We start from the raw sequence: 26,476 nt of genomic DNA, 5'->3' as shown, positions 1-26,476 counted from the left end.
TCGAACTTGTCAGTTCCAGTCGGTGCCACGCATCGCGTTGCCCCCTTCTCTCGCTGCGTCAATTGGAGTACCTGTCCCCGGATGGGGAGGTCTTCCTCCGAAAGGCAGCTTAAGAGCCGGAAGGGCAGGCTAGAAGAAATAAATGTCGGTATGCGCAACATTAGCCAAGTTGAAGCCTGTTTATCACGTTCTGTCCATCGTTACTGAACGCAGTGCGGTCGAGCGTGCCGGCGCTGGATTCAAGTGGCACCTTGCAACTGCGGACGGTATCTGACCAGGTTATGGGACGCGCTATTCCTTGAGTCTGAGGGCTCGTGAGGAGTTGCCTCATCCGGAGTTTGGTCAGGCGTACGGGCGGCATGGGCAGAGTTGGCACGGTCGTAGGTGCCCAACGGGGCAGGTAATAGTGCCGCCCTTCTCCGGGATCGTTGGCGACGACGGGTGGATAATCGCGTTTCAGTAGGCCGCGATGCAACTTGCGGCAGGCAGTGTGCGGTCCCGGACTCGCATTGGCACAGCTCCTCGCGTCACTCCTGGACACTCAGCGGTCGTTCGTATCGCCCCGTAAGCGGTACGCCACGGCGCGGGGTCGTACACTCCGTTGCGTGATCGGCTGAATACCTGATACGGCTGGCGGGGGCGGGTGGAGATTCAGGTTCTGGGCGGCCTTTCGGTGCATCTCTCTGCCCACACCCTGCGCCTTGGCACACCCAAACAGCAGACAATCTTCGCGATGCTCGCCGTTCAGCCCGAGCGACTTGTGACAGTGGACGACCTTGTCGATGAGCTATGGGCCGATCGCCCACCGCGATCGGCCGTAGCTAATGTGCGTACCTACGCCGCTAATCTGCGCCGGGCTTTCGAGGCTTTCCCGGCTGGCGGCGGTGCCATCGAACGCCAGCGCAGCGGCTATCGGCTCGTAGTCGAGCCGGAACGGGTCGACGTCTTTCGCTTCGAGCTGGAACGGAACGCGGCCAGGGAAGCCCTGACGGGTGGCCACTTGGACCGTGCCCGTGAGCTGCTGGGGCGCGCCCTGGCTCGGTGGCGGGGACCGATGCTCGCCGGCGTACCGCTCGGGCCCGTCCTCACCTCCCGAACTGTCGCGGCCGAGGAGGAGCGGCTGTTGACAGTGGAACTTCTCGCCGACGTCCAACTGAGATCGCGCCGGGACGACCTGGCGATTGCGCTGTTGCGGGAGGTGGTTGCCCGCCATCCTCTGCGCGAGCCGGCCTACGTCCTGCTCATGCGTGCCCTGCACGAGCGCGGGGACAACGCGGAGGCGCTGGCGGTGTACGACGAGGTTCGAACAACGCTGACCACGGAGTTGGGTGTCGGCCCCGGGGGCAATCTTGAGGAGCTGCGCCGCTCCATCGTCACGGCGATGTCGCGCCCTGGTTCGGCGCGTGCCGCCGTACGGGTTGGCGGACTTGATCGGGCGCGACTGCTAGCGGGCGGGGCCAGCGTGGCGGTCAGCGCGGCACTGGAGCCGGCCGCTCAGATCAGCCCGGTAGATCACCTTCCCCGAGCTGTCACCGACTTCGTCGGCAGGGCGGACGTGGTGGTGCGGCTGCTGGCGGAGACGCGGCGGATCGAGGAGCGGGTGCCGGCCGTACACATCATCGACGGCATGGCGGGCAGCGGGAAGACGGCCCTCGCCGTGCACCTGGCCCGCCGGCTGTCCGATCGATACCCGGACGGCGCGCTCTTCATCGACCTGTGCGGGCACGGTGAAAAGAACCGGGTCGAGCCATCGAGCGCGCTGGTCACCCTGCTTCGACAGTTGGGCGTTCCGGCTGGCCGTGTACCGGTGGAGTTCGACGACAGGGTGGAGTTGTGGCGACAGGAACTGGCCCGTCGGAGGTCAGTGGTGGTGCTCGACAACGCGGCGAGCAGCGAGCAGATCATGCCCCTGCTTCCGGCCGAGCCGACCACCGTCGTGCTGGTCACCTCGCGGCGGCGTCTGTCCCACCCGGATGTCGGGCCCTCGCAGACGCTGCCGCTCCTGAACCCACAGGAGAGCGTGGACCTCCTCAGCCTGAGCATCGGTCGGGACAGGGTTGAGGCCGAGTCGGAGGCGGCCGCCGACGTGGTGCGTCGGTGCGGGTATCTCCCACTGGCAATCCGGCTGGCCGGTGCGCGGCTGGCGCACCGGCGCGGCTGGCGGTTGGCGGACCTTGCCGAGCAGATGGCTGGCGACGCTCCGGTGCTGCACCACCTGGCCCAGGAAGAGAGCACCGTCACCGGAGCTTTCGCCGCTTCCTATGAGCCGCTTGCCAGTTCGACCAAGCGTGTCTTCCGATTCCTGGGCCTGTATCCCGGTAGTCGCTTCAGTACGCCGGCAGTCGCCGCGCTGACCGGGCTGACGACCACGGAGGCTCGCGCGGCGCTCGACGACCTCGTCGACAGGAACTTGGTGGAGGACGTGGACTCGACGCGATACCGACTGCACGACCTCATGCGGCAGTACTCCATCGAGCTGTGTTCGCACACCGACTCCGCGAGCGACCGAAAGGCCGGGTTGGCTCACCTGTTCGACTTCACTCTGGCGGCGGCGTTGAGGGTCGCCAAGACGCTGGAACTCAACGACCTGGAATCTCGCGTCACACATCTCCCGTTCGGGCGACCTGAGTTGGTCGACGCGATCGGAGAGCCCACCGCTGACTGGTTGGAAGCGGAGCGGACGGACTTGGTGACGATGGTGAGGGCAGCGCTCGATGAGGGCTTCCACGAGCACTCGTGGCGGCTGGCCCGCGCCCTCTGGCGATTCTGTTACATCCGCGGATACTTCGAGGACATCATCACGACCCACCGGCACGCGCTGATCGCAGCGGACGCATCCGGGGACGTTGGTGCGGCGGCATTGATGAACAACTACCTCGCTTCCGGATATATCCGGACTGGCGACAACCGGGAAGCACTGCACCATCTGACCCGCGCTGTCGCCCTCTCCAAAGACTCGCGGGACGTGCTCAGAACCGCGCGGTACCGCGCCAATCTCGCTGCTGTCTACTACTGGAGCGGCAACCTGACCGAAGCGGTGAGGGTCGGTTTTGAGCGCTTGCGTGACTACAAGGGGTACGGCAGAGTCAAGGTGCCGATGGCGCTGCCGAACCTCGGCATGGCACTTACCTCACTCGGTCGCTACGAGGAGGCGCTGCGCCTGCATCGCCTGCACCTGGCGTGGGCCCGGACAAACTCCGACGTCTTCCACACACTCAACGCTCTCAGCCACATCGGCGCCGTGCGGGTCCGAATGGGCGATCTGCCGCAGGCGATCCGAATTCTCCTGGCCTCGTTAGCGCTACGCGATCGCACCGGACACCGGTACGCCGAGGCCGAGGTGCGCAACGACCTCGGGATCGCCTACCGCGGTCTGGGTCGTCTGGTGGAGGCCCAGCAGGAGCACGAGTTGGCCCGGAAGCTGTCGATCGGTTCGGGGGAGCGACACGTCGAGGCGGCTGCGCTCAACGAACTCGGGCGCACCCTGCTGGCGCAGGGGCGAGGTGGCGAGGCGTCCGAGGTGCACCAGGAGGCGTTGCGGTTGGCCACTCGGATCTCACACCCGTACGAGCAGGGACGTGCCTTGGCCGGTCTCGCCGAACACTTCACCCGTGTCGACCCGGCGGAGGCCCGACGGCACTGGGAGCGGGCGTTGGCGATCTTCCGACGGATGGGCGTGCCGGAGCGCTTCGAGGCCGAACGTCGCCTCGCCGAGTTGACCGGCGCCACAGTGGTCGCAGGGCGCTGACCAGCCTGAACGGCGTTTATCGATTTCTTATCGGCAGGCCCGGTAACTTACCGGCCGTATCGGCGAACGGGGGAGGTTCTGCCTGTGGGCAGAACCGGGTCGTCGACACGCCCCGCTGCCGGGTCCCCCCAGCGACCTCGGCGGCGGGCTGGTGAGGGAGGAGCGGCGTCGGGGCCGTTGCGCCGGCAGCACCCGGTGCGGTCGCCAGCGTGACGCCGCTCCTCCCGACCGCCGTCGTACCGCACCGATAGGCTCACGACCGTGACCGAACCCGCGCAACTCAGCCACGTCGATCGCGCCGGCGCGGCCCGCATGGTCGACGTCTCAGCCAAGGCGGTGACGGGTCGGTTGGCCGTCGCTGCCGGCCGGTTGCGGACCACGCCCGAGGTCATCGACCTGCTGCATCGCGACGGGCTGCCCAAGGGCGACGCGTTGGCCGTCGGGCGGCTGGCCGGGATCATGGGGGCCAAGCGCACCCCTGATCTGATCCCGCTCTGCCACCCGATCGCCCTGCACGGCGTCACCGTCGACCTGCTGCTGACCGCCGACACCGTGGAGATCACGGCCACCGCCCGCACGGCGGACCGGACGGGGGTGGAGATGGAGGCGCTGACGGCGGTTGCCGTCGCCGGTCTCGCCCTTGTCGACATGGTCAAGGCGGTCGACCCGGCGGCGTCGGTGGAAGCGGTCCGGGTGCTGCGCAAGGAAGGCGGCAAGACCGGCGAGTGGGTCCGTCCGGAGGGCCGGCCGTGATCCGCGCTCGGGTGATCGTCGCTTCCAATCGGGCCGCCGCCGGCGTCTACGCCGACACCAGCGGGCCGCTGCTCGTCACCGGCCTGCGCGAGCTGGGCTGCCAGGTCGACGACCCGGTGGTGGTGCCCGACGGTGAGCCGGTCGGCGACGCCTTGCGGGCCGCCCGCGCCGACGGTGTCGACGTGGTGCTGACCAGCGGTGGCACCGGAGTGACCCCGACGGATCGGACCCCGGACGTGACCCGGGGCCTGCTGGATTACGAGATCCCCGGCATCGCCGAGGCGATCCGCGCGCACAGTCGTGACCGCGTGCCGACGTCGGTGCTGTCCCGGGGCGTTGCCGGGGTCGCCGGTCGGATGCTGGTGGTCAATCTGCCCGGCTCGACCGGCGGTGCCCGGGATGGCCTGGCCGTTCTCGGGCCGATCCTCGGCCACACCGTCGACCAGCTTCGCGGCGGGGACCACTGACCGCTTCGCGGCGGGGACCACTGACCGGTGCGCGGCGGGGACCACTGACCGGTGCGCGCCAGGCCCGGGCGGGTGTCGGTCAGTGCCGATAGGCTCGGTCGGTGAGCACGGAAACCGCACCCACAGCGGATCGGGTCGCCGCGCCCCCACCAGCCGGGTGGGAAGAAGCCCGTTCGCGGGTCTACGCGGTCGGTCTGGCCGCCGCGCTGCCCGCCGCCGCCCGACCACTTGTCGACACCGACGGGTCGACCCTGGCCGAGCCGTTGACCACCCGCACCGACCTGCCGGCGTTCCCGACCTCCAGCGTGGATGGCTGGGCGGTGCGCGGCAGTGGGCCGTGGCGCGTCGTCGGCCGGGTCCTGGCCGGCAGCACCCCCGCGCCGCTCACCGAGGACGACACCACCGTCGAGATCGCGACCGGTGCGATGGTGCCCGAGGGCGCCACCGCCGTGCTGCGGGTGGAAGAGTCGACGAGCGCTGACGGCCTGGTCACCGGCGTTCCCCGGGAGTCGCCCGAGTGGCGGAACCCCGGCGAGGAGGCGTACGCCGATGAGGAGTTGTTGCCGGCCGGCACGCCGGTCGACCCGGCGGTGATCGGCCTGGCAGCCGCCTGCGGGCACGACACGCTGCGGGTCCGGCGGGTGCCGCGCGCCGCGCTGCTGGTCTTCGGCGACGAGCTGCTGACGGCGGGCCCGCCCGCGGCCGGTCGCATCCGCGACGCGCTGGGCCCCGCGGTGCCGGCCTGGCTGCGGCGATACGGCTGCCAGGTCCGCCCATCCGACGTTGTCGGCCCGGTGGCTGACACGTTGCCCGCGCACGTGGCGGCCCTACGCTCGGCGCTGGGCCACGCCGATCTGGTCTGCACCACCGGCGGCACGATGAACGGCCCGGTCGACCACCTGCACCCGACCCTGGAGGCGCTCGGCGCCGACTACGTGGTCAACACTGTGGCGGTCCGCCCCGGCTTTCCGATGCTGCTGGCCCGACTGACCGGCCCCGACGGGCGAGCCCGGTTCGTGGCCGGGTTGCCGGGCAACCCGCAGTCCGCCATCGTCGCGCTGGTGTCGCTCGTCGCCCCGCTGCTCGCCGGCCTCCAGGGCCGGTCGATGCCGGTGCTGCCGCAGGTCACGTTGGCCGAGGCGGTGCCCGGTCGCGGCGACCACACCCACCTGGCGTTGGTCCGACTGGACCGGTCCGCCGGCGTCGCGCTCCCGGTCCGCCACGTCGGCTCGGCGATGCTGCGGGGCCTGGCCGGCGCGGACGGGTTCGCTGTCATCCGTCCCGGCACCAGCGGCGAGCCCGGCGACCGGGTGCCGCTCGTGCCACTGCCGTTGTTTCCCGGGGAGCGTGCGTCGTGACGGCACCAGCGATCACCTTCGGCGAGGTCACCGACCAGCCGCTCGACCTCGCCACGCACGAGGCGGCGGTCGCCGACCGCCGGGCCGGCGCCGTGGTGTCCTTTCAGGGCGTGGTCCGCGACCACGACCACGGTCGCCAGGTCACCAGCCTGGAGTACGAGGGGCACCCGAGCGCCGCGCAGGTGCTGCGCGAGGTGGCCGCCGAGATCGCCGCGGCGCCCGACGTCTACGCGGTGGCGGTCTCGCACCGGGTCGGCCCCCTGGTCATCGGTGACGTGGCGCTGGTCGCCGCGGTGAGCACCGCACACCGGGCGGCGGCCTTCGCGGCCTGCGCCCGACTGGTCGACGAGGTCAAGGCGCGGCTGCCGATCTGGAAGCGGCAGGTCTTCACCGACGGCACCGAGGAATGGGTCAACTGCCCCTGACCGCTCAGCGGCGGCCGTTGACCACCACGGCCCGCGCGAGCCGGTCGCCGTAGAACGCCGGCTCCGCGCCTGGACGCCAGGGCAGCGCGGCGACCAGGATGATCAGCGCGAGCGCGAGCGAGTTCTCCATCAGTGCCCCGAACAGGCCGTCCTGGTAGTGCGACATCTCCGGCAGTTGGTGTTCGTACGGCCAGATCGGAGAGATCAGGAAGAGCAGGTAGAGCCCGATCGCGGCGAAGCCGTGGCGGAGCCCGGTCAGCGTCGGGTACCAGATCGGTGGGCGGAGCCCGTTGACCCCGGGTAGTCCGCCGAAGACCGGCCCCTGGCCGGTGCGCTGCGGCATCCCCCGGCTCGCCTCGCGGCGACGCACTGCGGCGTCGGCCAGCACGATGATCGCCGGGATCACCCAGACCAGGTGGTGCGTCCAGGAGATCGGGCTGATCACGTTCGCGGTGAGACCGACCAACGTGAAGGCGGTCAGCTCGTCACCGTCGGCGCGGGAACTGGCCGCCCGGGACAGGCCCAGCGCCAGGATCAGCACCGAGAAGGCGAGCCACAGCAGCCCAGGGGTCTCGATCGAGTCGTACAGCCGGGCGAGCAGGCCGGCGAGGGACTGGTTGGGCGTCATGTCCGCCGCGCCGACCCGTTCGGTCTGCCACAGCACGCTGCCGAAGTAGGTCCGCGACTCGTCACCGACGATCACGAAGGTCCCCACCGTCACGCCGATCGTCGTGCCGATGGCGGTGGCCGCCACCCGCCACTGACGGGTGATCAGCAGGTAGGCGATGAACAGCGCCGGGGTGAGCTTGACCGCTGTGGCGAGGCCGATACCGGCCCCCGCCCAGGCCCCGCCGTAGATGAAGCGCAGCAGCGGGCCGTCGGTGGCGGCGTAGTGGGTGCCCCGGCGGGACCGCCAGCGCAGGCCGATCAGGTCAGCCATGATCAAGGCGAACAGCAGGATGTTGACCTGGCCGTAGCCGAGGGTCTCCCGAGCTGGCTCGATGGCGACCGCGAGCGGCACCGCCAGTGCCACTGTGAACCACAGTGGCCAACCCAGTCGGTCCACGATGGGTCGGAGTAGCCCGGCCAGCACCAGCGCCAACGCGGCGATGCTGGCGGCGGCGTTGACCAGACCGGCCGCGCCGATCGGCAGCTGCGCCATCGGCAGCATGACCAGCCCGGCGAAGGGCGGGTAGGTGAACCCGAGTGTGGTTTCGGGCGCGATGAACTCGTAGAGCTCGTGACCGCTCGCCCACCACACCACGGCACCGTGGTAGATCTTCATGTCGAAGAAGTTGTACGGCCGCCCGAAGGTGCCGATGGCAAGCCATGCGGCGTAGGCGACGGCGGCCACGATGGCGCCCCGTACGACGTTCCTGCGATCGATCCCGCGCGTCACACGGTCGAGCCCGCGTGACACACGTTGGATTGGGGCGAGGCGGTCCGCCCGTCTACCGACATCCGTCGGCATGGCGTGGCCACCCCCGTACCAAGGTCGTCCTACCCGTCCAGGTCCTGCACGGAGCCTAGAACGGCGCCTCACGTCAGTGCCTCCCGCGTTATGCGACCGTGTCCGATCCCACACATGTTTTTGACATTTCCACCGCGTTAACGCCTACCGGGTGGTTCAGGTAATTCGTGGCCTTAGCGAGGGGTGGGGGTGAGACGGAGACGGATCGACGCAGGTCAGCCGGGGAGTCGACGTGCGGTGGACGCGGAGCGGACGGCGATTCGGGCCTCGCGTCGGGCGGTGCGGACGGCGCGCTGCATGGAACGTCGAGAGTGGCCGATGCGATGGCCCGTCCGCCACCGCAGACCCGGCTTGCCGCCGGTGTCCGCCGCGGCGAGCAGCAGACCGCCGAGGAGCCCGAGGTTCTTCAGGACATGAATCTGGTTGTTGTTCTTGGCGATCGGGTCGTCGTTGTTCCAGAAGGGATGCCCGGCGATGGTCACCGGCACCAGCGTGCCGGCCAGAACCAGCGCCGCGGGTCGGCTGAACCGGCCGGTGGCCAGCATCAGACCGGCGCTGACCTGCACGGCCGCGTTGAGCCGGATCAACGTCTCGGTCTCGGTGGGGAAGCTCGGGTGTGCCTTCTTCAGCATCGGTGCGACCTTGTCGGTCACCGGTTTGGCGGCCACCGTAAGCCGGTCGGGGTTGCGTAAGTTGCGATACCCGCTGACCACGAAGATGCCGCTCAGCATGGCGCGGGCGAGGGAGCGTACGGGCGTCATGGATCAGTCATACCCCGTCGCGACGTTTGCTACCCCGTCAACCGCAGGATCGGATTGGTGTTCGTACACGTGCGCCACGCCGAATCGAGCGACAGTCACGGATGGACGGGCGCTGGCGGGTAACGTCGCGCGGGTGACCACGCTGCGGCTACGCCCCGAGGACCCGGCCGACGCCGGCCCGGTCCGCCGCGTACTGGCCGCGGCCTTCGCCCGTCCGGACGTGACGACGCCGCCGGAGGTCAGCCTGGTCGACGAGCTACGCGACACCACCGCCTGGTTGCCCGAGTTGGCAATGGTCGCCGAGTACGGCGGTGAGGTGGTCGGCTACGCGCTGCTCACCCGGGCGCGGCTGCGGCCGGAGCGAGGCTCGGACGTGCCCGTCCTGGCCCTGGGCCCGGTGGCGGTCGCGCCGCACCGACAGCGTGTCGGGCACGGCACGGCTGTCGTGCAGGCCGCCCTGGACGCCTCCACCGAGTTGGGTGAGCGGCTCGTGATCGTCCTCGGCGCCCCGGCCTTCTACCGCCGGTTCGGGTTCGGCCCGGCGAGTGAACTCGGCCTGACCGGCCCATGGGCCGGCCTCGGTGAACCCTGGCAGGCGCTGGTGCTGCCGCCGTCCACCAGCGAGGAGGGGCCCCCGCCTCGCGGTGAGGTGCTCTTCCCGGCACCCTGGTCGAAGGTCTGACCGGGGTCGACGCGATTGTTGGGGGTCAGGCCGGCTGGGTCCGCAGGTACCGGCCGAAGTGCGGGACGGTGAAGGCGACAGTGCCCCGCTCACCGGAGTAGATCAGCCCCTTCTTGATCAGCGCGTCCCGGGCCGGAGACAGACTGGCCGGCTTGCGGCCGAGGGCACGGGCGATCTCCGCGGTGGGCACCGCGGCGTCCATGTCGTCGCGGACGACGGTGCCGGGCTCGCCCTCGACCGCTGACATCATCGCCATCGCCCGCATGTACTCGCGTTCGGCGGGAGTGGCCCGTTCGAACCGGGAACCGAAGAACCCGACCGCCAGCTCGGCCTCCGCCTCGGGTGCGGCGACCCGCACGTCAGCGGCGGTGATCGGCGAGCGCGGCGCGTGGTCCCAGGTGGCCTTGCCGTACGCCTGGACGAAGTAGGGATAGCCGCCGGACTTCTCGTAGAGCAGGTCGAGTGCCTTCTGCTCGTACTCGACCTCCTCGCGCTCGGCGGGCGCGCAGAGCGCCCGGTCGGCGGCGATCCGATCGAGCCGGTCGATGCGTTGATAGCGGAACAACCGTTCGGAGTACGACTTGGCGGCGCTGAGCACTGCCGGCAGGTGCGGAAGGCCGGCGCCGACGACGATCAGCGGCGCGCCGAGCTGGGACAGCTCGTGGCAGGCGGCGCAGAGCGCCGACACGTCCTCCGGGCCGAGATCTTGCATCTCGTCGATGAAGATGGCGATGCCGGTGCCGACGTCACTGGCCACGGCGGCGGCGTCACTGAACAGCTCGACCAGGTCGATCTCGATGTCGCCGGAGTCGGCCCGGCCGCTGGCGGCTGGCACGTCGATGCCGGGCTGCCACCGGTCGCGCAGCTTGGTGGCGGCACCGGCCCGGCCGGTCGGGTTGGACCGCTGGGCGAACGCCTTGAGGACGCCGAGGAACGCGTCGATCCGGTCGGGTGCGCGGTGGCGGGGGGCGAGCTCCCGGACTGCCATGTGCAGCGCGGCGGCGACCGGTCTGCGCAACGACTGGTCCGGACGCGCCTCGATCTTGCCGCTGCCCCAGAGCCTGTTGATCGCCTGCGATCGGAGCGTGTTGAGCAGAACCGTCTTGCCGACGCCCCGCAGCCCGGTGAGCATCAGGCTGCGCTCGGGTCGGCCCCGGGCGATGCGTTCGAGCACGATGTCGAAGACGTCCAGCTCTCGCCCCCGCCCGGCAAGTTCGGGCGGACGCTGACCGGCGCCCGGCGCGTACGGGTTGCGGACCGGATCCACGCATCGCAGATTATCGGGCCATCTAGCTGCGAGGCTAGACATGGATAGATGGGGCTACCGGCGTGTCGAGACCGTCGACCACAAACTAGGGCTGTCTAGCGTCCATGCTAGACAGCCCTAGTTTTGGCAATCGGACCAGCGATCGGCCAGATCGGGCTAGCGCTTCTTCAGACAGAGCACGTAGTCGAACAGGTCGACCGAGTTGTCGTGCACGTAGTTCGCGGTCGCCTGCGGCGCGAGCGTCTCGCACCGGTCGCCGTCAGTGGTCGCCGGAATTCGCAGCAGCACCTGATAGGTGTTCGGGCCGCAGGGCACCTTGCGGAGGTCCGCGTCGTTCTCACTGCCGTCGTTCACCACGCAGTCACCCCTGGCGAATTCCTCGCCCGGAGTCGGGGCGGCCGACGTCGGGGCGTCGCTGGGCAGCGCGGGTGGAACGCCCGGGGCGCTCGTCGACGGGGCACGCGCCGCGTCACCGCCGGCGTCGGCCACCTTCCAGATCGCCCATCCGGCCAGGCCGAGGCACGGACAGAGCACGAGCAGCACCACCGCAGTGATGATGAGAGCGACGTTGCGGCCGGTCTTCTTCACCGGCGCGACGGGCGGCATCCCGTAGCCACCGGGAGGCTGCTGACCCCACGGCGCGGGTGGCTGGCCCGGTGTCGGCCCGGCCGGCTGACCGGGCATCGGGCCCGCCGGTGGGAACGGCCCGGCCGGTGGGAACGGCCCGGGCGGTGGGTAACCCGGGCCCGAGGTGGGCGGCGGCGCCCACATCGGCGTGGTCGGCGGCTCCGGGTTGGTGGGCGGCGGCGCCCACAGGGGTGCCGTCGGTGGCTCCGCGTCGGTCGGGGGAGCACTCCACTGCTGCCGGGTCGGATCGTCCGCGGAAGGCGGGGCGCTCCACTGGGGCACTGTCGGGTCGTCCGGCGGTGAGCTGTCAGGCCCACTGGCTGGGCGCTGGTACGGATCGTCCGGCTGATCGGAACCCGCAGGTCCGTAGGTCGTCATGTCATCCCCTGGGGTGGAGGGTCTCAGCGTTGCTTGAGGCAGAGGACGAAGTCGAGAGTGTCCAGCTCACTGTCGAAGAAATACCAGTTGGTGTAGCCCTCGACCTTGCCGCACTTGGCCTCGGCGTCCCGCTCGCCGCTGGTCGGGCCGTCGATCCGGCTCAGCACCTCGTACGACTTCGCGGTGCAGCCGCTGATCAGCAGCTTCGGCTTGCCGCCGGCGGTGCCGTCGTTGCGGACGCACTGGCCGACCTTCGCGAACCGGGGATCGGCCGACGACTCCGGTGCTGCCGCGCTCGGCGCGGGCTCGACCGCGTCCGCGCTGGGTTCACCGGCAACGGCCGAGTTGCTCGGCGCGGCTGCCGGCACCGGGTCGCTCTGCCCACGGCGCAACCAGAACGCGCCAGCGACGGCCACCACCAGCAGTACGACGGCCAGTACCGCGATCAACGGCCCCCGACCGCGCCGGCTCGGTGCCGGATCCTCGCCGTACGGGTCGTCGGGCCGGTACGGCTGCCCGCCGTACGGCTGGGTCGGCTGGGCCGGCTGGTACGAGCCGCCGTAGGGCGTGCGGGGCTCGTGGCCGTAGGGCGTATCCGTTCCGCCGCCGTAGGGCGGAGTTGCACCGTAGGGCGCGCCGGGCGCCGCACCGTAGGGCGGGTTGGGTGGGCCGCCGTACGGCCCGGGTCGTCCCTGCGGTGCGGGCGGGTACGACGGGACCGCCGGCGGGTAGGGCTCCGCCGCGGGCGGGTAGGGCTGCTGCGCCGGTCGACCGGCCGTCTCGTCGGGTCTCTGCCCACGCCACGGCCCCGGGTGGCCGCTCCCCGGTTGTCCGTAGTTCGTCATGCCGCCCTCCTGCACGAGTGGTGAGAGGCCGGCCACCAAAGCGCGACGCGGACTCCGGGGTCACCGTAGCGTGGTCCACTGATGAGCTCACCTTTACCAAGCGCCACGGCCCTCGCCGGCCGTCGTGCCAGCAGCACCCCGACACTGATCTGGACCGCGTTGATCGTGGTCTACGTGCTCTGGGGGTCGACCTATCTGGCCATCCGGATCACTGTGGAGACGATGCCTCCGCTGTTGTCGGCAGCGCTCCGGTTCGCCGTGGCCGGCCTGGTCCTGGCGGTGGTGCTGCGACTGCGTCGAGGCCCCGGCGCGCTGCGGGTGGACCGACGGCAACTCGGCTCGGCCGCGTTGGTCGGGGTGCTCCTGCTCGCCGCTGGCAACGGCCTGGTGGTGCTCGCCGAATCGGGGCCGCCGGGAGTGGCGGTGCCGTCGGGGATCGCCGCGCTGCTGGTGGCCACGGTGCCGCTGCTGGTGGTGCTGTTGCGCTCGGCCACCGGGGATCGACCGCCGATCTGGACGTTCGCCGGGGTCACGGTGGGCTTCGTCGGCCTCATCCTGCTGGTGCTGCCGGGCGGTAGTTCGGCAGCGGTGCCGCTGATCGGGGCGTTGACAGTGGTGGCGGCGGCCACCTCCTGGTCGGTCGGGTCGTTCCTGTCCGGACGGATCCGGATGCCCGCTGACCCGTTCGTGGCTACGGTGTACGAGATGATGGCCGGCGCGCTGTTTCTGGTGGCCGTCGCCGCCGGTCGTGGCGAACTGGCCGACTTCCACCCGGCGGCGGTGAGCACCCGGTCCTGGTTGGCGCTGGGCTACCTCATGGTGGCCGGCTCGCTGGTGGCCTTCACCGCGTACGTCTGGCTGCTGCACAACGCGCCGATCTCGCTGGTGTCGACGTACGCCTACGTGAACCCGGCGGTCGCGGTGGCGCTCGGCGCGCTGCTCGTGGCCGAGCCGATCACTCCGCAGGTGCTGCTCGGCGGTGCTGTCATCGTCGCCGGGGTCGCCCTGGTGGTGACCACCGAACGGCCGCGTCGGGCGGGCACGGGATCACGATCGGGGGACACGCCGGTGCGCGACCGCCAGTAACGTCCGGCTCATGTCGGCCGCCGTGCTGGTGTCTATCGCGCTGCTCGGCGCGCTGGTCGGCCTCGTCGTACCACTGGTGTCGCGGCGTTTCGCCACAGCGGACGCCCGGCCACCGGCGTTTCCACTGCCGCAGCGGCCCTGGGTGGACCCGATGGTGGCGGCCAGCGTCTTCGTCGGCCTTGCCGTCGCCGTGGGTGGCGACCCGGCGCTGCCGGTCTTCCTCGCGGTCGCGGCGGTCGGTCTGGTGCTGGCGCGGGTCGACCTGGCCTGCCTGCGGCTGCCCGACCCGCTGGTGCTCGTCGCCGGCTTGCTGGCCCTCGGAGGGCTGACCATCGCGGCGCTGCTGTCCGACACCCCCGGCCGGCTGCTCGGCGCGCTGGGAGGTGCGGCGGTGGCGGGCGCGGCACACGTGCTGCTGGCCCTGCTGCCCGGCTCACGGCTGGGTTTCGGGGACGTGAAACTCGCCGCCGTCCTCGGCCTGCCGCTCGGCTGGTTGGGGTGGGACGTCCTACTGACCGGGCTGCTCCTGCCGCACGTGCTGCACGGCGGTGTGGTGCTCGGCCTGCTCGCCACCCGAAAGGTGCACCGGAACACCCTGCTGCCCCTCGGCCCGGCCCTGCTGGTAGGCACCTGGCTAGCCCCCCTCCTCACCTAAAACGCCCCGCCCCGCCCCGCCCTGCCCCGCCCCGGCCCCGCCCCCCGGCTTCGTCGATCTTGCAGTTTCTGCGCCGACATAAGGTGCATTCCACGCACAACGACGACCGAAAGTGCAAGATCGACGGGGTGGAGGGGCGCGGGGTGGAGGGGCGCGGGGTGGAGGGGCGCGGGGCGTGGGGACCGGGTTAGATCAGGCGGAGTTGGCGGTCTTTGGGGCGGCGGGGCTCGGCTTCGCCGAAGCGTTCGAAGAGGCCGGGGTCGATGGTGTTGAGGAACGGTGAGGGGGCGCAGTCGCGCTCGGCGCCGTGCCGGGTGCGGCGGGCGGCGTGACTGACGTACAGCCGGTCCTGGGCCCGGGTCAGGCCGACGAAGAAGAGCCGGCGCTCCTCGGCGACGGCGTCCTCGTCCGGCGTCGAGCCCGGCCAGCGCAACGGCAACAGCCCGTCCTCGACACCGACAAGGAAGACCACCGGGAACTCCAGGCCCTTCGCGGCGTGCAGGGTGAGCAGCGTGACCGCCTCGGCACGCGGGTCGAGCGCGTCCACCTCCGCGCCGGTGGCCAACTGCGACAGGAAAGCCTCCAGGTCGTCACCGCAGCGTCGGGCCAGCGGGGTCAGCAGGTCCACGGCCGAGCGGACGTCCTCGGGCCGGACCGCGTTGCTGGCGCCGTCCAGTGTGGGCACGGCGAACCGCTCGGCGACCACCTGACCGGCCAGCCGCACCCGGGCGGCAAGTGAGCCGGCCAGACCGTCGGCGTGCCGTAGCTCGCGGGCGATGGCGGCCACCCCGGGCCGATCCCGCAGCCGGTCGTGGGAACGCTTCTGCACGGGGATGTTGGCCCGGGCCAGGGCGTCCACGATCGGGGCGGCCTGCGCGTCGGTGCGGTACAGCACGGCGATGTCGGAGAACGACAGCGAGGTGGACCGGCCGTCGATGCGGCCCGAGTCCAGCGAACGGTGCGACAACCCGCCGACCAGATCGTCGACGGTACGCACCACGAAGTCGGCCTCCTCTGCCACGGACGCCGCCGGGTAGCGCCCGACCAGCGGAGCCTCCGGGTCGAGCCGGGCCGGGTCCAGTCGTCGGCCCCGGACCAGCGAGGACGGCGCGATGGCCTGCACGGCGGCGGCCAGGATCGGGGCCGACGAGCGGTAGTTGCGGTTGAGCCGGACCAGTCGGGCGTCGGTGAAGTCCTCGGAGAAGCGCAGGAAGTAGCCGACGTCGGCACCCCGGAACGAGTAGATGGCCTGGTCCGGGTCTCCGATGGCGCAGAGGTTGCCGTCGGCGGGGCTGAGCAGCCGCAGCAGCTCGTACTGCACCTCGTCGACGTCCTGGTACTCGTCGACGAAGATCCACCGCCAGCGGTCCCGGTACCGTTCGACAAGCTTCCGGTCGGCCCGCAGCAGCTCCACCGGCAGCGTCACCAGTTCGTCCAGGTCGACCAGGTCCTGCTTGCGCAGCAGCGACACGTACGCGGCGCTGTCGTCGCCGGCCTCGGTGCGCGCTGCCGCCCGCTCGGCGTCGTCGGCGATCCGGAAGTCGGCCGGCAGACCCGCCGCGTCGGCGTTCTCCCGCAGGATGGTCAACCCCAACGCGTGGAACGTACCCACTGTGACGTCTTCGGCGACCGGGCCGAGTAGGCCGTCGAGCCGGTGCCGCAGTTCTTCGGCGGCCCGGCGGGTGAACGTGATCGCGAGGCAGTGCTCGGGGAAGACGTTCAGCTCCGCGCAGAGGTACGCGATCCGGTGGGTGAGCGTCCTGGTCTTGCCGGTGCCTGGACCGGCCACGATGAGCAACGGACCGCCGGGTGCGGAGGCGGCCACCCGCTGCATGGCGTCCAGTCGGTCCAGCAGGCCGGTGCCGACCTCCTCCATGCCGGAGAGCATCGGCTCGAACGGCTCGTGCGGAGACGGCGGCGATGCGATCGGCGGCGCGGGTGCCGGGACCGGCTTCCGCTTCGGCTCCGCCTTGGCCGCCGCCGGGCGTTTGGCCGGGACCCGGGGAGCCGGCTCCGCGGGTCGTCGCTGCGCCGGCACCGGTACGTCGAACAGCGTCTCCTGCGCGCCCAGTTCGGCCCTGTCGAAAAGCGTGATCACGCCGTACTCGCCGTCGTAACCGGGCACCCGGCGGACGTCGCCGCGCCGCAGCCGTCCGATGCCCTCGGCGAGCAGCTCACCACCGGCCTGCGCGATCTCGGCCAGCGGGGTGGTGGTCAGGATCTCCAGCTCGGGGCCGAGTGCGGCCAGCAACTCGTTGAGCCGACCCTCGACCTTCTTCGACCGGGCACCCACCTTGTTGATCTCGCCGAGGATCTCGGCCAGCGGCACCAGGTGGGTGACGTCCCGGGCGTGCGCCGGCCGGTGCCCGTCCGGGCGGTCCGCCAACTCCTCGATCCGGCTGAGGACACCCACGGTGAGGGGTTTGCCGCACTCGGGGCAGCGCCCGCCGGCCGCTCGGGTGCGCTCCGGTGACCAGTTGACCCCACACAGCCGGTGCCCGTCCGCGTGGTACTTGCCCTCCTCGGGAAAGAACTCGATGGTGCCGGCCAGACCGTCACCGGTTCGCAGCGCTTCCCGAACGGCGAAGTAGTCCCGTTCGGCGGTCAGCACCGTCGCCTCCCGGCCGAGCGCCGGCGGCGAGTGCGCGTCCGAGTTGGACACCAGTTGGTAGCTGTCCAGGCTGCCGACCCGCCAGTTCATGGCGGGGTCGGAGGAGAGCCCGGTCTCCACGGCGAAGATGTGCTCGGCCAGGTCGGCGTAGCAGTCCGCTATCGCGTCGAAGCCGGACTTCGAGCCCAACGCGGAGAACCAGGGAGTCCAGATGTGTGCCGGCACCAGGTAGCCGTCCGGGCTGGCCTCCAGCGTGATCTCCAGCAGGTCGCGGGAGTCCAGTCCGAGGATCGGCCGGCCGTCGGAGCCGAGGTTGCCGATCCGGCCCAGCGCGGTGTTGAACCGGGCCACCGCGTCCAGATCCGGCAGGTAGATCAGGTGGTGCACCTTGCGGGTCCGGTCGTCCCGCTTGTAGATGGTGGAGATCTCCACGCTCAGCATGAAACGGACCGGGTCCGCCTCCGCCGTGTGCGCGAGCCGCGGTGGCAGCCGACGGGCGATGTCCCGTTCCGCCTCCGGGTCGAGCCGGTAGAGCCCCGGTTCGGCCGGGCGCAGCGTCTCCCGCAGGTGGTCGTACCAGGCGGGGTGGGTGAAGTCTCCGGTGCCGAGCAGGCCGATGCCCTTACGCCGGGCCCACCACGCGAGGTTCGGCAGGGTGAGGTCACGGCTGCACGCGCGCGAGTACTTCGAGTGGATGTGCAGGTCCGCGACGAATGGCGGTAGGCCACCGGGGGGTACGGCGCTGAACGGAGGCACGCCGCATCCTGTCACGCCCGCCGCGCCGGCCACCCGCCGCCACGCGCGTACGTGACCTCCGCTATGCCGAGCGCAGCTCCACCAGGCTGATCTGCGGCTCCGCGCCGACCCGGACCGGCGGCCCCCAGAAACCGGCGCCATTGGTCACGTAGACCTTGGTGCCGTCGACCTCGCCGAGCCCGCTGACCACCGGCTGCTCCAGCTTGACGGCCAGGTTGAACGGCACCATCTGCCCGCCGTGGGTGTGCCCGGACAGTTGCAGGTCGACGCCGTAGCGGGCCGCCTCCTTGGCGGCCAGCGGCTGGTGCGCGAGCAGGACAACGGGTCGGCTCGGGTCGCGGTCACCGAGGGCGGCGGCGAAGTCCGGCCCGGCGGCGAGGCCGGTGCCCACAGCGGTGATGTCGTTCACGCCAGCCAGGTCGAGCACACCGCCCCGGGCCTGGATCTCCTGCCGCCGGTTCTGCAGCACCCGCAGACCGAGCCGGTCGACCTCCTGGACCCACTCCTCCACGCCGGAGTAGTACTCGTGGTTGCCGGTGACGAAGAAGCTGCCGTAGCGGGAGCGCAGGTCGCGCAGCGGCGCGGCGGCCGAGCCGAGCTCGGCCACGGAGCCGTCGACCAGGTCACCGACGACAGCGACGATGTCCGCGTCGAGCCGGTTGATCGCGGCGACGATCCGCTCGGTGTGTGCCCGCCCGCGCAGCGGGCCGAGGTGGATGTCGGAGACGGTGGCGATGCGCAGGCCGTCCATGCTGCGGGGGAGTTTGGCCAGTGGGATCCGCACCCGGTCGAGGTGGGGCGGGCCCAGCGCCGTGCGGATGCCGTACCCGGTGACGCCGGTGGCGGTGAGGCCGGCGAAGATGGCCGCCCCGCGGGCCAGCAGCAACCGACGGGACGGGTCGTGGTCCGGTGCCGCCACGGCGCCGGCTGCCGGTGGTTCGGTCGGCCCGGCGGCACCGACCAGCACCGGCTCGGGGGCGGCGGTGGTGGGCTCCGCGGCGACCACCCGGCGACGCAGCACCAGCCGGGTGACCAGCATCGGGACTTCCAGCACGACCAGGACGACCAGCAGGTAGAACATCAGCGCGAGCCACAGGTAGCCCGGCCAGGCGAGCCAGTAGAGTCCGGCCTGCGTTCCGGCGAGGGTGACCGGCACGAGCAGGGCCAGCACCAGGGCGGCGATCCCGCCGATCCGTCGCCAACGGCCCGGCGTTGTGGTGTCCCGAACGAGCCGCTTCCACAGGTAGAGGTGGATCAGACCGGTGACCAGCGCCAGGACAGCCACGAACCCCAGAACCGCCATCATGTGTGCGCCTCCCTCAGCCGCCCGCGAACGGGGGCAGGACATCGATCGTGGCCCCGGCCGGTAGGGGTGCCTGACGATCATGACAGGTGACGCCGTTCACGAGGAAACTCGCCACCCGCAGCACCCCGGCGAGACGGTCGCCGTGGCGCTGGGTCAGCTCGGCCGTGAGGTCGTCCAGTGACCGCCCGGCGGAGATGGCCTCCTCGGTGCGGCCGGCGGCGGCGCGGGCGCCCGCGAAGTAGCGGACGGTCAGCGGGGTCCCCTCCACGCTCAGCCTCCGATCGCCGACATCGGGCGGGTCGGTTGGAGGAAGGTGGGGTCGTCGATGCCGTGCCCGGCGCGCTTGCCCCACATAGCGGTACGCCAGCGCCGGGCCAACTCGTCGTCGTCCGCACCGGTGCGCAACGCGGCGCGCAGATCCGACTCCTCGGTGGCGAACAGGCAGGCACGGACCTGGCCGTCGGCGGTCAACCGGGTGCGGTCGCAGTCCCCGCAGAAGGGACGGGTGACGCTGGCGATCACACCGACCCGGGCGGGGCCTCCGTCGACCAGCCAGGTCTCCGCCGGTGCCGCGCCGCGCTCGGCCGGATCGGGGCTCAGATCGAAGACGGTACGCAGCGACGCCAGGATCTCCTCGGCGGTCACCATGGTGTCGCGGGCCCAACCGTGCTGGGCGTCCAACGGCATCTGCTCGATGATCCGCAGCTGGTAGTCGTGATCGAGGGCGAAGCGGAGCAGCGCCGGCGCCTCGTCCTCGTTGACACCACGCATCAGCACTGAGTTGATCTTCACGGGGCTGAGCCCGACGGTCGCCGCCCCGGCGAGCCCGGCCAGAACCGCATCGAGGCGGGGGCGGCGGGTGAGCCTGGTGAACCGGTCGGGGTCCAGGGTGTCGAGTGAGACGTTCACCCGGTCCAGGCCGGCCGCCCGCAACGCCGGGGCGAGCCGATCCAGGCCGATGCCGTTGGTGGTCAGCGAGACCCGGGGGCGGGGTTGAAGGGCGGCGACCGCCGTCACGATGTCGACCAGCCCGGGTCGGATCAGAGGCTCACCGCCGGTGAACCGCACCTCGGTCACGCCGAGCAGCTCGACAGCCACCCGGACCAGCCGGACGATCTCCTCGTCGGTCAGCAACTCGGGGCCGGCCAGCCAGGGGAGACCTTCCGCCGGCATGCAGTAGGTGCAGCGCAGGTTGCACTTGTCGGTGAGGGACACACGCAGGTCCCGGGCGACACGGCCGTACCGGTCGACGAGGACGCCGTCGGTCCTCGGGGCGACGCTCACCTGTCGACCGTAGCGCGCTCGGCCCGGCTCAGGACGCCACGGACGGTCTGGACGACCACATCTCGGAAGCTGACGCCGAAGAGTGCTGTGTGCACGAGCAGCAGATGCAGTTGGTGCACCGGCACGCGGTCACGCCAACCGTCCGGTAGTGGCCAACTTTCCTGGTAGGCGGCCAGCACCCGATCCAGGTGGGGGATGCCGCCGAAGAGGGCGAGCTGGGCGAGATCCGTCTCCCGGTGCCCACCGTGCGCTGCCGGGTCGACGAGCCAGGCCCGGTCGTCGGCACCCCACAGCACGTTGCCCGGCCACAGGTCGCCGTGGATGCGCGCGGGCGGCTCGTCGCCGCCGAGCCCGTCGAGGCGACCGATCACCTGCTCGACCAGAGCGGCATCGGCGCTGGTCAGCGCGCCACCGTCGACCGAGCGTCGCAGGTAGGGGGCGAGGCGTCGCTCGGCGAACCAGGTCGACCAGCGCCCGGCCGTGGGGGTGTTGTCCTGTGGGAGCGAGCCGATGAACCCTGGCCAGGTGGCACCGAAGGCGGTTGCGCCCGCACCGTGCAGCCCGGCCAACTCCCGACCGAAGCGCTCTGCGGCCTCCGGCGTCGGTTCGCCGGGCTCCACCCAGTCGAGCGCCAGCAGCTCCGGCAACACCACGATCACCTCGGGTACGCCGACCGCACCCGCCTCCCGTAGCCAGCGCAGCCCGGCGGCCTCGGCGGCGAAGAAGCCCTCCGGCGCCGGACGGTCGGCACCCTCCGGCCAGGACTTGGCGAAGACGGAGTGGCCGTCGTCGAGGGTGAGCCGGGCGGCCGCGCAGATGTTTCCACCGGCGACCGGCGTCTCCCGGAGCCGCTGATGGGTTCGGAAAGTCGGGAGGTGTGCCGGATGCGCGCGCAGGTACGCCAGGTCCATCAGCGCACGGTAACCGCTCCTTACGACAGCCAGGTGTCGCCCGACGACATCGGCGCTCTTTCCGCACCCGTAGGTGTGGCGTGAGCAGGGAAAACACGTTCAGTAACTGTGGATAAGTCGCGTGTCGTCCACAGGGGTGGCAGGGCCTGGTACACCCGCCGCAGGCTTCCGACATGACCTCGACCGAACGCCCCCAGCTCGCCGTCCGCTCACCCGCCGACCTGATCGCCGCTGTGCCGTACCTGCTCGGCTTTCATCCCACCGACAGCGTGGTCGCCGTGGCGCTGGTCGGCCGACAGATCGTCTTCGCCGCCCGCGCGGACCTGCCCGAGCCGGCCGAGCTGGGCGGATTGGCCGGGCACCTGGCTGGTGTGATCCGCCGGCAGGGCGCGGAGGCCGCCACCGTCGTGGGTTACGGGCAACCGGAGCGGGTCACCCCGGCCGTGGACGCGGTGCGCGACGCGTTGAACGACTTCGGGCTGCACGTGCTCGACGCGCTGCGGGTGACCGACGGCCGCTGGTGGTCCTACCTCTGCACCGAGCCCGACTGCTGCCCGCCCGAGGGGCGCCGCTACGACCCGACAGTCAACCGGGTGACCGCCTCGGCGATCTTCGCGGGTCAGGTCGCACTCCCCGACCGGTCCGCCCTGGTGGCGCAGGTGGCACCGGTGGACGGCCCGGCCCGGGAGGCGGCCCGCGCGGCAACCGCCCGCGCCGAGCTGAGACTGGCCGAGCTGATCGAGCAGGCACCCGAGAGTGACCTGCTCGGAGCGCGGGCGCTGCGCGCCGCCGGGGTGGCGGCGGTCCGCGAGGCCCAGCGCCGGCAGCGGCGTGGTGAGCGGCTCGACGACGACGAGGTGGCCTGGTTGAGCCTGTTGATGACCCACCTGTCGGTCCGCGATCACGCGTGGGAACGCACCGACGGCCGGGACCGGGACATCGCCCTCTGGACCGACGTGCTGCGCCGCGCCGAGCCGGAGATGGCCGCCGCGCCGGGTGCGCTGCTGGCGTTCGCCGCCTGGCGCGCCGGTCAGGGCGCGTTGGCGGCGGTCGCGCTCGAACGCACGCTGAGCCTGCACCCCGACTACCCGCTCGCCCTGGTGCTGGACGACCTGCTCCGGCGGGGTGTGCCCCCGGCCGAGTTGGACGGCTGGCCGTCGGTCGGGATGCCCGGCGTCATCCGGCCCCGCAAACGGAGCCGACGTGGCCGCCGCTGACCGGCCCGGCCATCCGTGCGGTAATACCGCCGGTGCTACCGACGTTGCTAGGCTGGCGAGCGTGACAGTGAAGCGCTCCGTGAGCCTCCCCGACGACGTCGCGGAGTGGCTCGACCAGCAGCCCAACGTCTCGGCCGCCATCACCGCGGCGGTACGGGTCCAGATGGCCCGCGGGCACCTCGACGAGGTGCTGCGGCGAGCCGGCATCGAGGTGACCGAGGCGGGCAGGGCGCGATGGCGGGAGCGCCTGGCGACGCCCATTCCGGCGGACGCTCTCGCCGAGGGGCGCCGGATGTTGGGACGCGCCGGATGAGCGATCAGATCGCTGTCGTGTTCGACGCGTCGGCGTTGACGGCTTACATCGAGGGCAACGTCTCGGTGGGGGAGTTGATGCTGGAGGTCGCCGACGAGGGTCGGCAGGTGGCCATCCCCGCGACCTGCCTGGCTGTCGCATTCGCGAGCGTGGCCGACGAGATCGATGCCGCGCTGCTGGCCCTGATGACGACTGCCCCGATGATCCGACTGCTGCCGCTCGACGCCGAGGACGTGCGCGACACCGGCAAGCTGGCTCGCGCCGCGGCCGGAGACATCTCGTTCGGCCAGGCCGCCCGCGCGGCACTCACCCACGAGGCGCACTACGCGACAGTGCAACCCACTGTGGCGGCGAAGGTGCTCCCCACCAACTGGAGCATCCTCGACCTGGGGTGACGGCTCCGGCGACGCCTCCGTCGAAGGATGTACGCGTTACTCCTGTCCACGGCCGACGCGGCAGGCTCACCGCCGCCGGAGAATGATCTCGTGGCCCTTCTCCGCGTCGGTACGACATGACCCCCGAGTTGCTGCTGTCGCTGGCCGGGCTGGCGTTGATCGACAGCACCAGCATCGGCACCCTCTTCATCCCGGTCTGGTTGCTGCTCGCCCCCGGGCCAGTCAACGTCCGGCGGATCCTGGGCTACCTCGCCACCATCGCGGTGTTCTACCTCGCGGTCGGGTTGCTGCTGGTCTGGGGAGGCAGCAGGCTGGGCGACGCGCTGGGCGGCGCCCTGGACAACCGAGGCGTCCTCTGGGCACAACTCGTCCTGGGCGTGGGAATGCTGGCGCTCAGCTTCCGCTACGACGGCAAGCGGCGTCCCCGTACCGGTGGTGTGTTGCGCTGGCGGGACCGGGCCACCGCCGGAGATTCCTCGGCCCGCTGGTTGGTCGGGCTCGCGCTGCTCGCGGCGCTTGCCGAGGTGGCGACCATGCTTCCGTACCTCGGTGCGGTTGGCTTGTTGGCCACCTCGGAGGTGGGAGCGGCGAGCGTGGTGGTGCTGCTCGCCGGGTACTGCCTGGTCATGGTGCTGCCGGCGGTGTTGTTGCTGGGTGCCAGGGTGGCCCGCCCGCGACTGGTCGAGCCGGTGCTGGCCCGCCTGAACACCTGGATCGTCACGAAGGCGGGCAGCGCGTTGGGTTGGATCCTCGGCATCGCCGGTTTCCTGATCGCCCGTGATGCCGCCGCACGGCTGGCCCTGTTCGACCTGATCGACCGGATCGGTCGCTGACGGGCCACTCCCGTCAGGCTGGCTGCTCCACAGTGATCCGGTGCGGCCCGGCGTAGACGTTCATGGTCCGCCCGCGCAGGAAGCCGACAAGCGTCATCCCTGCCTCGTCGGCCAGTTCCGCGGCGAGGGTGCTCGGGGCGGACACCGCGGCCAGCAGCGGCAACCCCGCCATCCACGCCTTCTGGGTCAGCTCGAAGCTGGCCCGTCCGGAGACCAGCAGCAGGTGCCCGGCGAGCGGCAGTCGGCGTTCCCGCACGGCCCAGCCGATCACCTTGTCCACGGCGTTGTGCCGGCCCACGTCCTCTCGGAGCACCACCAGCTCACCGCCGGGGGTGAACAACCCCGCCGCGTGCAGCCCGCCGGTCCGATCGAAGCCGCGCTGGGCGGCGCGCAACCGGTCGGGCAGTTCGGCGAGCAGCGTGGCCGGCACGCTGAGCGGGTCCGCCGCGACAGGGAAGAGCGACCGGGTGCGTACCGCGTCGATGCTGGCCTTGCCGCAGACCCCGCAGGAGCTTGTCGTGTAGAAGTTCCGGGACGGGTCGGTGGTCGGTTCCGGTACGCCGGGGGCGAGCACCACGTCCACCACGTTGTACGTGTTCGGCGTCTCCGCGCCGGCACAGAGTTGCGCTGTCAACACGTCGTCGGTCGACCGGATCAGCCCCTCCGTCAGCAGGAACCCGATGGCCAGGTCCAGATCGTCGCCGGGAGTACGCATGGTGACGGCGAGCGGCCGGCGTCGGCCGGGGCCGGCCGCGCCGACCCGGATCTCCAGCGGCTCCTCCACGGCGAGCGTGTCCGGCCGGCGGACCGACCCGCGCCCGGCGGTCGCCGCGTCCAGGTCGATCCGGAGTACGCCGCGTCGATCAGTTGCCCGTCCCATCCCGCCATCCTCCACCCCCCGCCGGCACACCCGCACGACCGCCGGCCATCGGGCACCCGCAAGCGCCGACCCGACCGAGCGCCGCCCACCCGCCCGACCCGCCCCCACTCCGACCCGCCCCCACCCCGCCCTCACGCGTTGATCATGAAGTTGTCCGCGCGTGTCGTGGGCGTGTCGAGCGATAACTTCATGATCACCAGGGCGAGGGGCGAGGGGCGAGGGGCGAGGGGCGAGGGGCGAGGGGCGAGGGGCGAGGGGCGAGGGGCGAGGCGAAGGGCAGGCCGGCCCGAGCGGGCGTGGGCACGGCTACGGTGGGCGGGTGGGGACGTACGCCGCAGTGGTGCTCGCGGGTGGGGCCGCCCGACGGATGGGCGGGGTCGACAAGCCCGCGCTTCCGGTCGGTGGCCGGCCGATGCGCGACCGGGTGCTGGCAGCCGTCAGCGACGCGACGCCGCGCGTGCTGGTCGGTGCGGCCGACGCCGTGCCGGCGGGTGTGCGGGTCGTCCGGGAGGACCCGCCCGGCGGGGGTCCGGTCGCTGCGGCGGCGGCCGGCCTGGCGCTGCTGGATCCCGACGTCACGGTGGTCGCGCTGCTCGCCGCCGACCTGCCACTGCTCACCCGGACCGCGATCGGCGACCTGCTGAAACACCTCGACCTTGAGGCCCCCGACACCGAACCGGCGGGTGGCGGCTCCGCTCCGGCGCTGCCGGCGCACGGCGGCTCCGCTCCGGCGCTGCCGGCCCACGGCGGCTCCGCCCCGGCGGCGCCGGCCTACAGCGGCGTTGCGTCGGCGCCGCCGGCCCACAGCGGCGTTGCTCCGCCGGTCTACAGCGGCCTCGGCGGCGCTGAGCGGGGACCGGACGGGGCGTGCTTCGTGGACGGGGACGGGCGGCGGCAGTCGCTCTGCGGCGTCTGGCGGGTCGCCGCGCTGCGGGCGGCCTTGGACCGGCTGAGGGTTGAGCGAGGTGGCAGCCTGTCCGGAGCCCCGGTCCGGGCGTTGCTCGCGGGTCTCGTCGTGCGGGAGATGGCCTGGTCCGGCGAGGGTCCGCCGCCGTGGTTCGACTGCGACACTGACGAGGACGTACGCCGGGCGGAGGAGTGGGCGCGATGACGGTGATGGACGACTGGGTCACGGCGGTGTGCGCCGAGTTGGATCTGGACCCGGCCGCGGTGCCGGTGCCGGCGGTGCTGGATCTGGCCCGGGACGTCGCCCATCAGGTGCTGCGTCCGGGTGCGCCGGTCACCGCGTACCTCTTCGGGTTGGCCGTTGGTCGGGGCGCGGACCCGGCGGACGCCGCGGCCCGGCTCACCGCGCTGGCGGGCGCCTGGCCGGTGGAGCTGGGCGCCGACCCCGCCGACCCGACAGCCCCCTGACCGCCGCTGTCCGATCCCGGTCCGGGCTGATTCGACCAACAGGCGGCGTGGGTAGGGTGATCGTGACGGACGG

Annotated in this window: 24 protein-coding genes and 1 pseudogene; 14 read left to right on the top strand and 11 right to left on the bottom strand. The window is 71.7% G+C overall.

Annotated features, from left to right (window positions below):
* Positions 1 to 643: 643 nt before the first annotated feature.
* The 5 genes from AB0C19_RS03165 to AB0C19_RS03145 all read left to right on the top strand — a co-directional run bounded on the left by AB0C19_RS03165 (position 644) and on the right by AB0C19_RS03145 (position 6,751).
* Positions 644 to 3,748, top strand: coding sequence for a BTAD domain-containing putative transcriptional regulator (locus tag AB0C19_RS03165; RefSeq protein ID WP_357178619.1), 3,105 nt, complete (start codon positions 644 to 646; stop codon positions 3,746 to 3,748).
* Between the two features lie 261 nt (positions 3,749 to 4,009).
* Positions 4,010 to 4,501: a cyclic pyranopterin monophosphate synthase MoaC gene (gene moaC, locus AB0C19_RS03160; protein ID WP_357178616.1), complete on the top strand. Its 492-nt coding sequence runs from the start codon at positions 4,010 to 4,012 to the stop codon at positions 4,499 to 4,501.
* Positions 4,498 to 4,968 carry a MogA/MoaB family molybdenum cofactor biosynthesis protein gene (locus AB0C19_RS03155; RefSeq protein ID WP_357178612.1) on the top strand — a complete coding sequence of 157 codons (471 nt, stop codon included), beginning with the start codon at positions 4,498 to 4,500 and terminating at the stop codon, positions 4,966 to 4,968. The genes moaC and AB0C19_RS03155 overlap by 4 nt, the downstream gene beginning before the upstream one ends.
* 101 nt (positions 4,969 to 5,069) lie before the next feature.
* Positions 5,070 to 6,326 carry a molybdopterin molybdotransferase MoeA gene (locus AB0C19_RS03150; protein WP_357178607.1) on the top strand — a complete coding sequence of 419 codons (1,257 nt, stop codon included), beginning with the start codon at positions 5,070 to 5,072 and terminating at the stop codon, positions 6,324 to 6,326.
* Complete coding sequence (locus tag AB0C19_RS03145; protein WP_357178604.1) at positions 6,323 to 6,751, top strand: molybdenum cofactor biosynthesis protein MoaE; 429 nt, start codon at positions 6,323 to 6,325, stop codon at positions 6,749 to 6,751. Before AB0C19_RS03150 ends, AB0C19_RS03145 begins: the two co-directional genes overlap by 4 nt.
* A gap of 4 nt (positions 6,752 to 6,755) precedes the next feature.
* On the opposite strand, the gene AB0C19_RS03140 is transcribed toward AB0C19_RS03145, so the two are convergent.
* Both AB0C19_RS03140 and AB0C19_RS03135 read right to left on the bottom strand, forming a co-directional pair.
* Entirely contained in the window at positions 6,756 to 8,222 is a 1,467-nt protein-coding gene (locus tag AB0C19_RS03140) for a glycosyltransferase 87 family protein (RefSeq protein WP_357178601.1), read from the bottom strand.
* Between the two features lie 215 nt (positions 8,223 to 8,437).
* Complete coding sequence (locus tag AB0C19_RS03135; RefSeq protein WP_357178597.1) at positions 8,438 to 8,983, bottom strand: DoxX family protein; 546 nt, start codon at positions 8,981 to 8,983, stop codon at positions 8,438 to 8,440.
* A gap of 133 nt (positions 8,984 to 9,116) precedes the next feature.
* On the opposite strand from AB0C19_RS03135, the gene AB0C19_RS03130 reads away from it, so the two are divergent.
* On the top strand, positions 9,117 to 9,665 hold the full coding sequence (locus tag AB0C19_RS03130; RefSeq protein WP_357178594.1) for an N-acetyltransferase: 549 nt from the start codon (positions 9,117 to 9,119) through the stop codon (positions 9,663 to 9,665).
* A 25-nt stretch (positions 9,666 to 9,690) separates the two neighbouring features.
* On the opposite strand, the gene AB0C19_RS03125 is transcribed toward AB0C19_RS03130, so the two are convergent.
* The 3 genes and pseudogenes from AB0C19_RS03125 to AB0C19_RS03115 form a co-directional block, all read right to left on the bottom strand.
* Positions 9,691 to 10,932, bottom strand: a complete 1,242-nt coding sequence (locus AB0C19_RS03125; protein ID WP_357178591.1) for an ATP-binding protein — start codon at positions 10,930 to 10,932, stop codon at positions 9,691 to 9,693.
* Positions 10,933 to 11,088: 156 nt separating this feature from the next.
* Complete coding sequence (locus AB0C19_RS03120) at positions 11,089 to 11,538, bottom strand: hypothetical protein (RefSeq protein ID WP_357179477.1); 450 nt, start codon at positions 11,536 to 11,538, stop codon at positions 11,089 to 11,091.
* A gap of 422 nt (positions 11,539 to 11,960) precedes the next feature.
* A pseudogene (locus tag AB0C19_RS03115) lies at positions 11,961 to 12,428 on the bottom strand (hypothetical protein); the annotation flags it as partial.
* A 435-nt stretch (positions 12,429 to 12,863) separates the two neighbouring features.
* Here AB0C19_RS03115 and AB0C19_RS03110 point away from each other — a divergent pair.
* Together AB0C19_RS03110 and AB0C19_RS03105 are read left to right on the top strand one after the other, a co-directional pair.
* The gene (locus AB0C19_RS03110) at positions 12,864 to 13,868 is read left to right on the top strand and encodes an EamA family transporter (protein WP_357178588.1); all 1,005 of its coding nucleotides are present in this window, start codon (positions 12,864 to 12,866) and stop codon (positions 13,866 to 13,868) included.
* A 10-nt stretch (positions 13,869 to 13,878) separates the two neighbouring features.
* Complete coding sequence (locus tag AB0C19_RS03105) at positions 13,879 to 14,523, top strand: prepilin peptidase (RefSeq protein ID WP_357178585.1); 645 nt, start codon at positions 13,879 to 13,881, stop codon at positions 14,521 to 14,523.
* 187 nt (positions 14,524 to 14,710) lie between these two features.
* Here AB0C19_RS03105 and AB0C19_RS03100 read toward each other — a convergent pair whose 3' ends face one another.
* From AB0C19_RS03100 to AB0C19_RS03080, 5 genes are all read right to left on the bottom strand, one after another.
* On the bottom strand, positions 14,711 to 17,890 hold the full coding sequence (locus AB0C19_RS03100) for a UvrD-helicase domain-containing protein (RefSeq protein WP_357178582.1): 3,180 nt from the start codon (positions 17,888 to 17,890) through the stop codon (positions 14,711 to 14,713).
* Positions 17,891 to 17,951: 61 nt separating this feature from the next.
* Positions 17,952 to 19,196: a metallophosphoesterase gene (locus tag AB0C19_RS03095; protein WP_357178579.1), complete on the bottom strand. Its 1,245-nt coding sequence runs from the start codon at positions 19,194 to 19,196 to the stop codon at positions 17,952 to 17,954.
* Positions 19,197 to 19,209: 13 nt separating this feature from the next.
* Positions 19,210 to 19,464, bottom strand: a complete 255-nt coding sequence (locus AB0C19_RS03090) for a MoaD/ThiS family protein (protein ID WP_357178576.1) — start codon at positions 19,462 to 19,464, stop codon at positions 19,210 to 19,212.
* A 2-nt stretch (positions 19,465 to 19,466) separates the two neighbouring features.
* Entirely contained in the window at positions 19,467 to 20,480 is a 1,014-nt protein-coding gene (gene moaA, locus AB0C19_RS03085; protein ID WP_357178573.1) for a GTP 3',8-cyclase MoaA, read from the bottom strand.
* Positions 20,477 to 21,391 carry a fructosamine kinase family protein gene (locus AB0C19_RS03080; RefSeq protein WP_357178570.1) on the bottom strand — a complete coding sequence of 305 codons (915 nt, stop codon included), beginning with the start codon at positions 21,389 to 21,391 and terminating at the stop codon, positions 20,477 to 20,479. The genes moaA and AB0C19_RS03080 overlap by 4 nt, the downstream gene beginning before the upstream one ends.
* Positions 21,392 to 21,564: 173 nt before the next feature.
* Here AB0C19_RS03080 and AB0C19_RS03075 point away from each other — a divergent pair, with 173 nt between their 5' ends.
* The 4 genes from AB0C19_RS03075 (at position 21,565) to AB0C19_RS03060 (ending at position 24,149) form a co-directional block, all read left to right on the top strand.
* Positions 21,565 to 22,608, top strand: coding sequence for a DUF4192 domain-containing protein (locus AB0C19_RS03075; RefSeq protein ID WP_357178567.1), 1,044 nt, complete (start codon positions 21,565 to 21,567; stop codon positions 22,606 to 22,608).
* Between the two features lie 61 nt (positions 22,609 to 22,669).
* The gene (locus AB0C19_RS03070; protein WP_357178564.1) at positions 22,670 to 22,921 is read left to right on the top strand and encodes a hypothetical protein; all 252 of its coding nucleotides are present in this window, start codon (positions 22,670 to 22,672) and stop codon (positions 22,919 to 22,921) included.
* A complete protein-coding gene (locus tag AB0C19_RS03065; RefSeq protein WP_357178561.1) occupies positions 22,918 to 23,316 on the top strand; it encodes a hypothetical protein in 399 nt (132 codons plus the stop codon). The genes AB0C19_RS03070 and AB0C19_RS03065 overlap by 4 nt, the downstream gene beginning before the upstream one ends.
* 116 nt (positions 23,317 to 23,432) lie before the next feature.
* A complete protein-coding gene (locus AB0C19_RS03060; protein ID WP_357178558.1) occupies positions 23,433 to 24,149 on the top strand; it encodes a GAP family protein in 717 nt (238 codons plus the stop codon).
* A gap of 13 nt (positions 24,150 to 24,162) precedes the next feature.
* Here the strand turns inward: AB0C19_RS03060 and fdhD are convergent, their stop codons facing one another.
* Complete coding sequence (gene fdhD, locus AB0C19_RS03055) at positions 24,163 to 25,029, bottom strand: formate dehydrogenase accessory sulfurtransferase FdhD (protein WP_357178555.1); 867 nt, start codon at positions 25,027 to 25,029, stop codon at positions 24,163 to 24,165.
* 319 nt (positions 25,030 to 25,348) lie between these two features.
* Between fdhD and AB0C19_RS03050 the strand changes: the two genes are divergently transcribed.
* Positions 25,349 to 26,140: an NTP transferase domain-containing protein gene (locus tag AB0C19_RS03050; protein ID WP_357178552.1), complete on the top strand. Its 792-nt coding sequence runs from the start codon at positions 25,349 to 25,351 to the stop codon at positions 26,138 to 26,140.
* The gene (locus AB0C19_RS03045) at positions 26,137 to 26,403 is read left to right on the top strand and encodes a DUF6457 domain-containing protein (protein ID WP_357178549.1); all 267 of its coding nucleotides are present in this window, start codon (positions 26,137 to 26,139) and stop codon (positions 26,401 to 26,403) included. Before AB0C19_RS03050 ends, AB0C19_RS03045 begins: the two co-directional genes overlap by 4 nt.
* The last annotated feature ends 73 nt before the right edge of the window (positions 26,404 to 26,476 follow it).

The organism is Micromonospora sp. NPDC048842, from assembly GCF_040649935.1.
Lineage (GTDB): Bacteria > Actinomycetota > Actinomycetes > Mycobacteriales > Micromonosporaceae > Micromonospora > Micromonospora hortensis.
The sequence above is the reverse complement of the archived record's forward strand: the minus strand, read 5'-3'. Positions and strand labels throughout refer to the sequence as shown.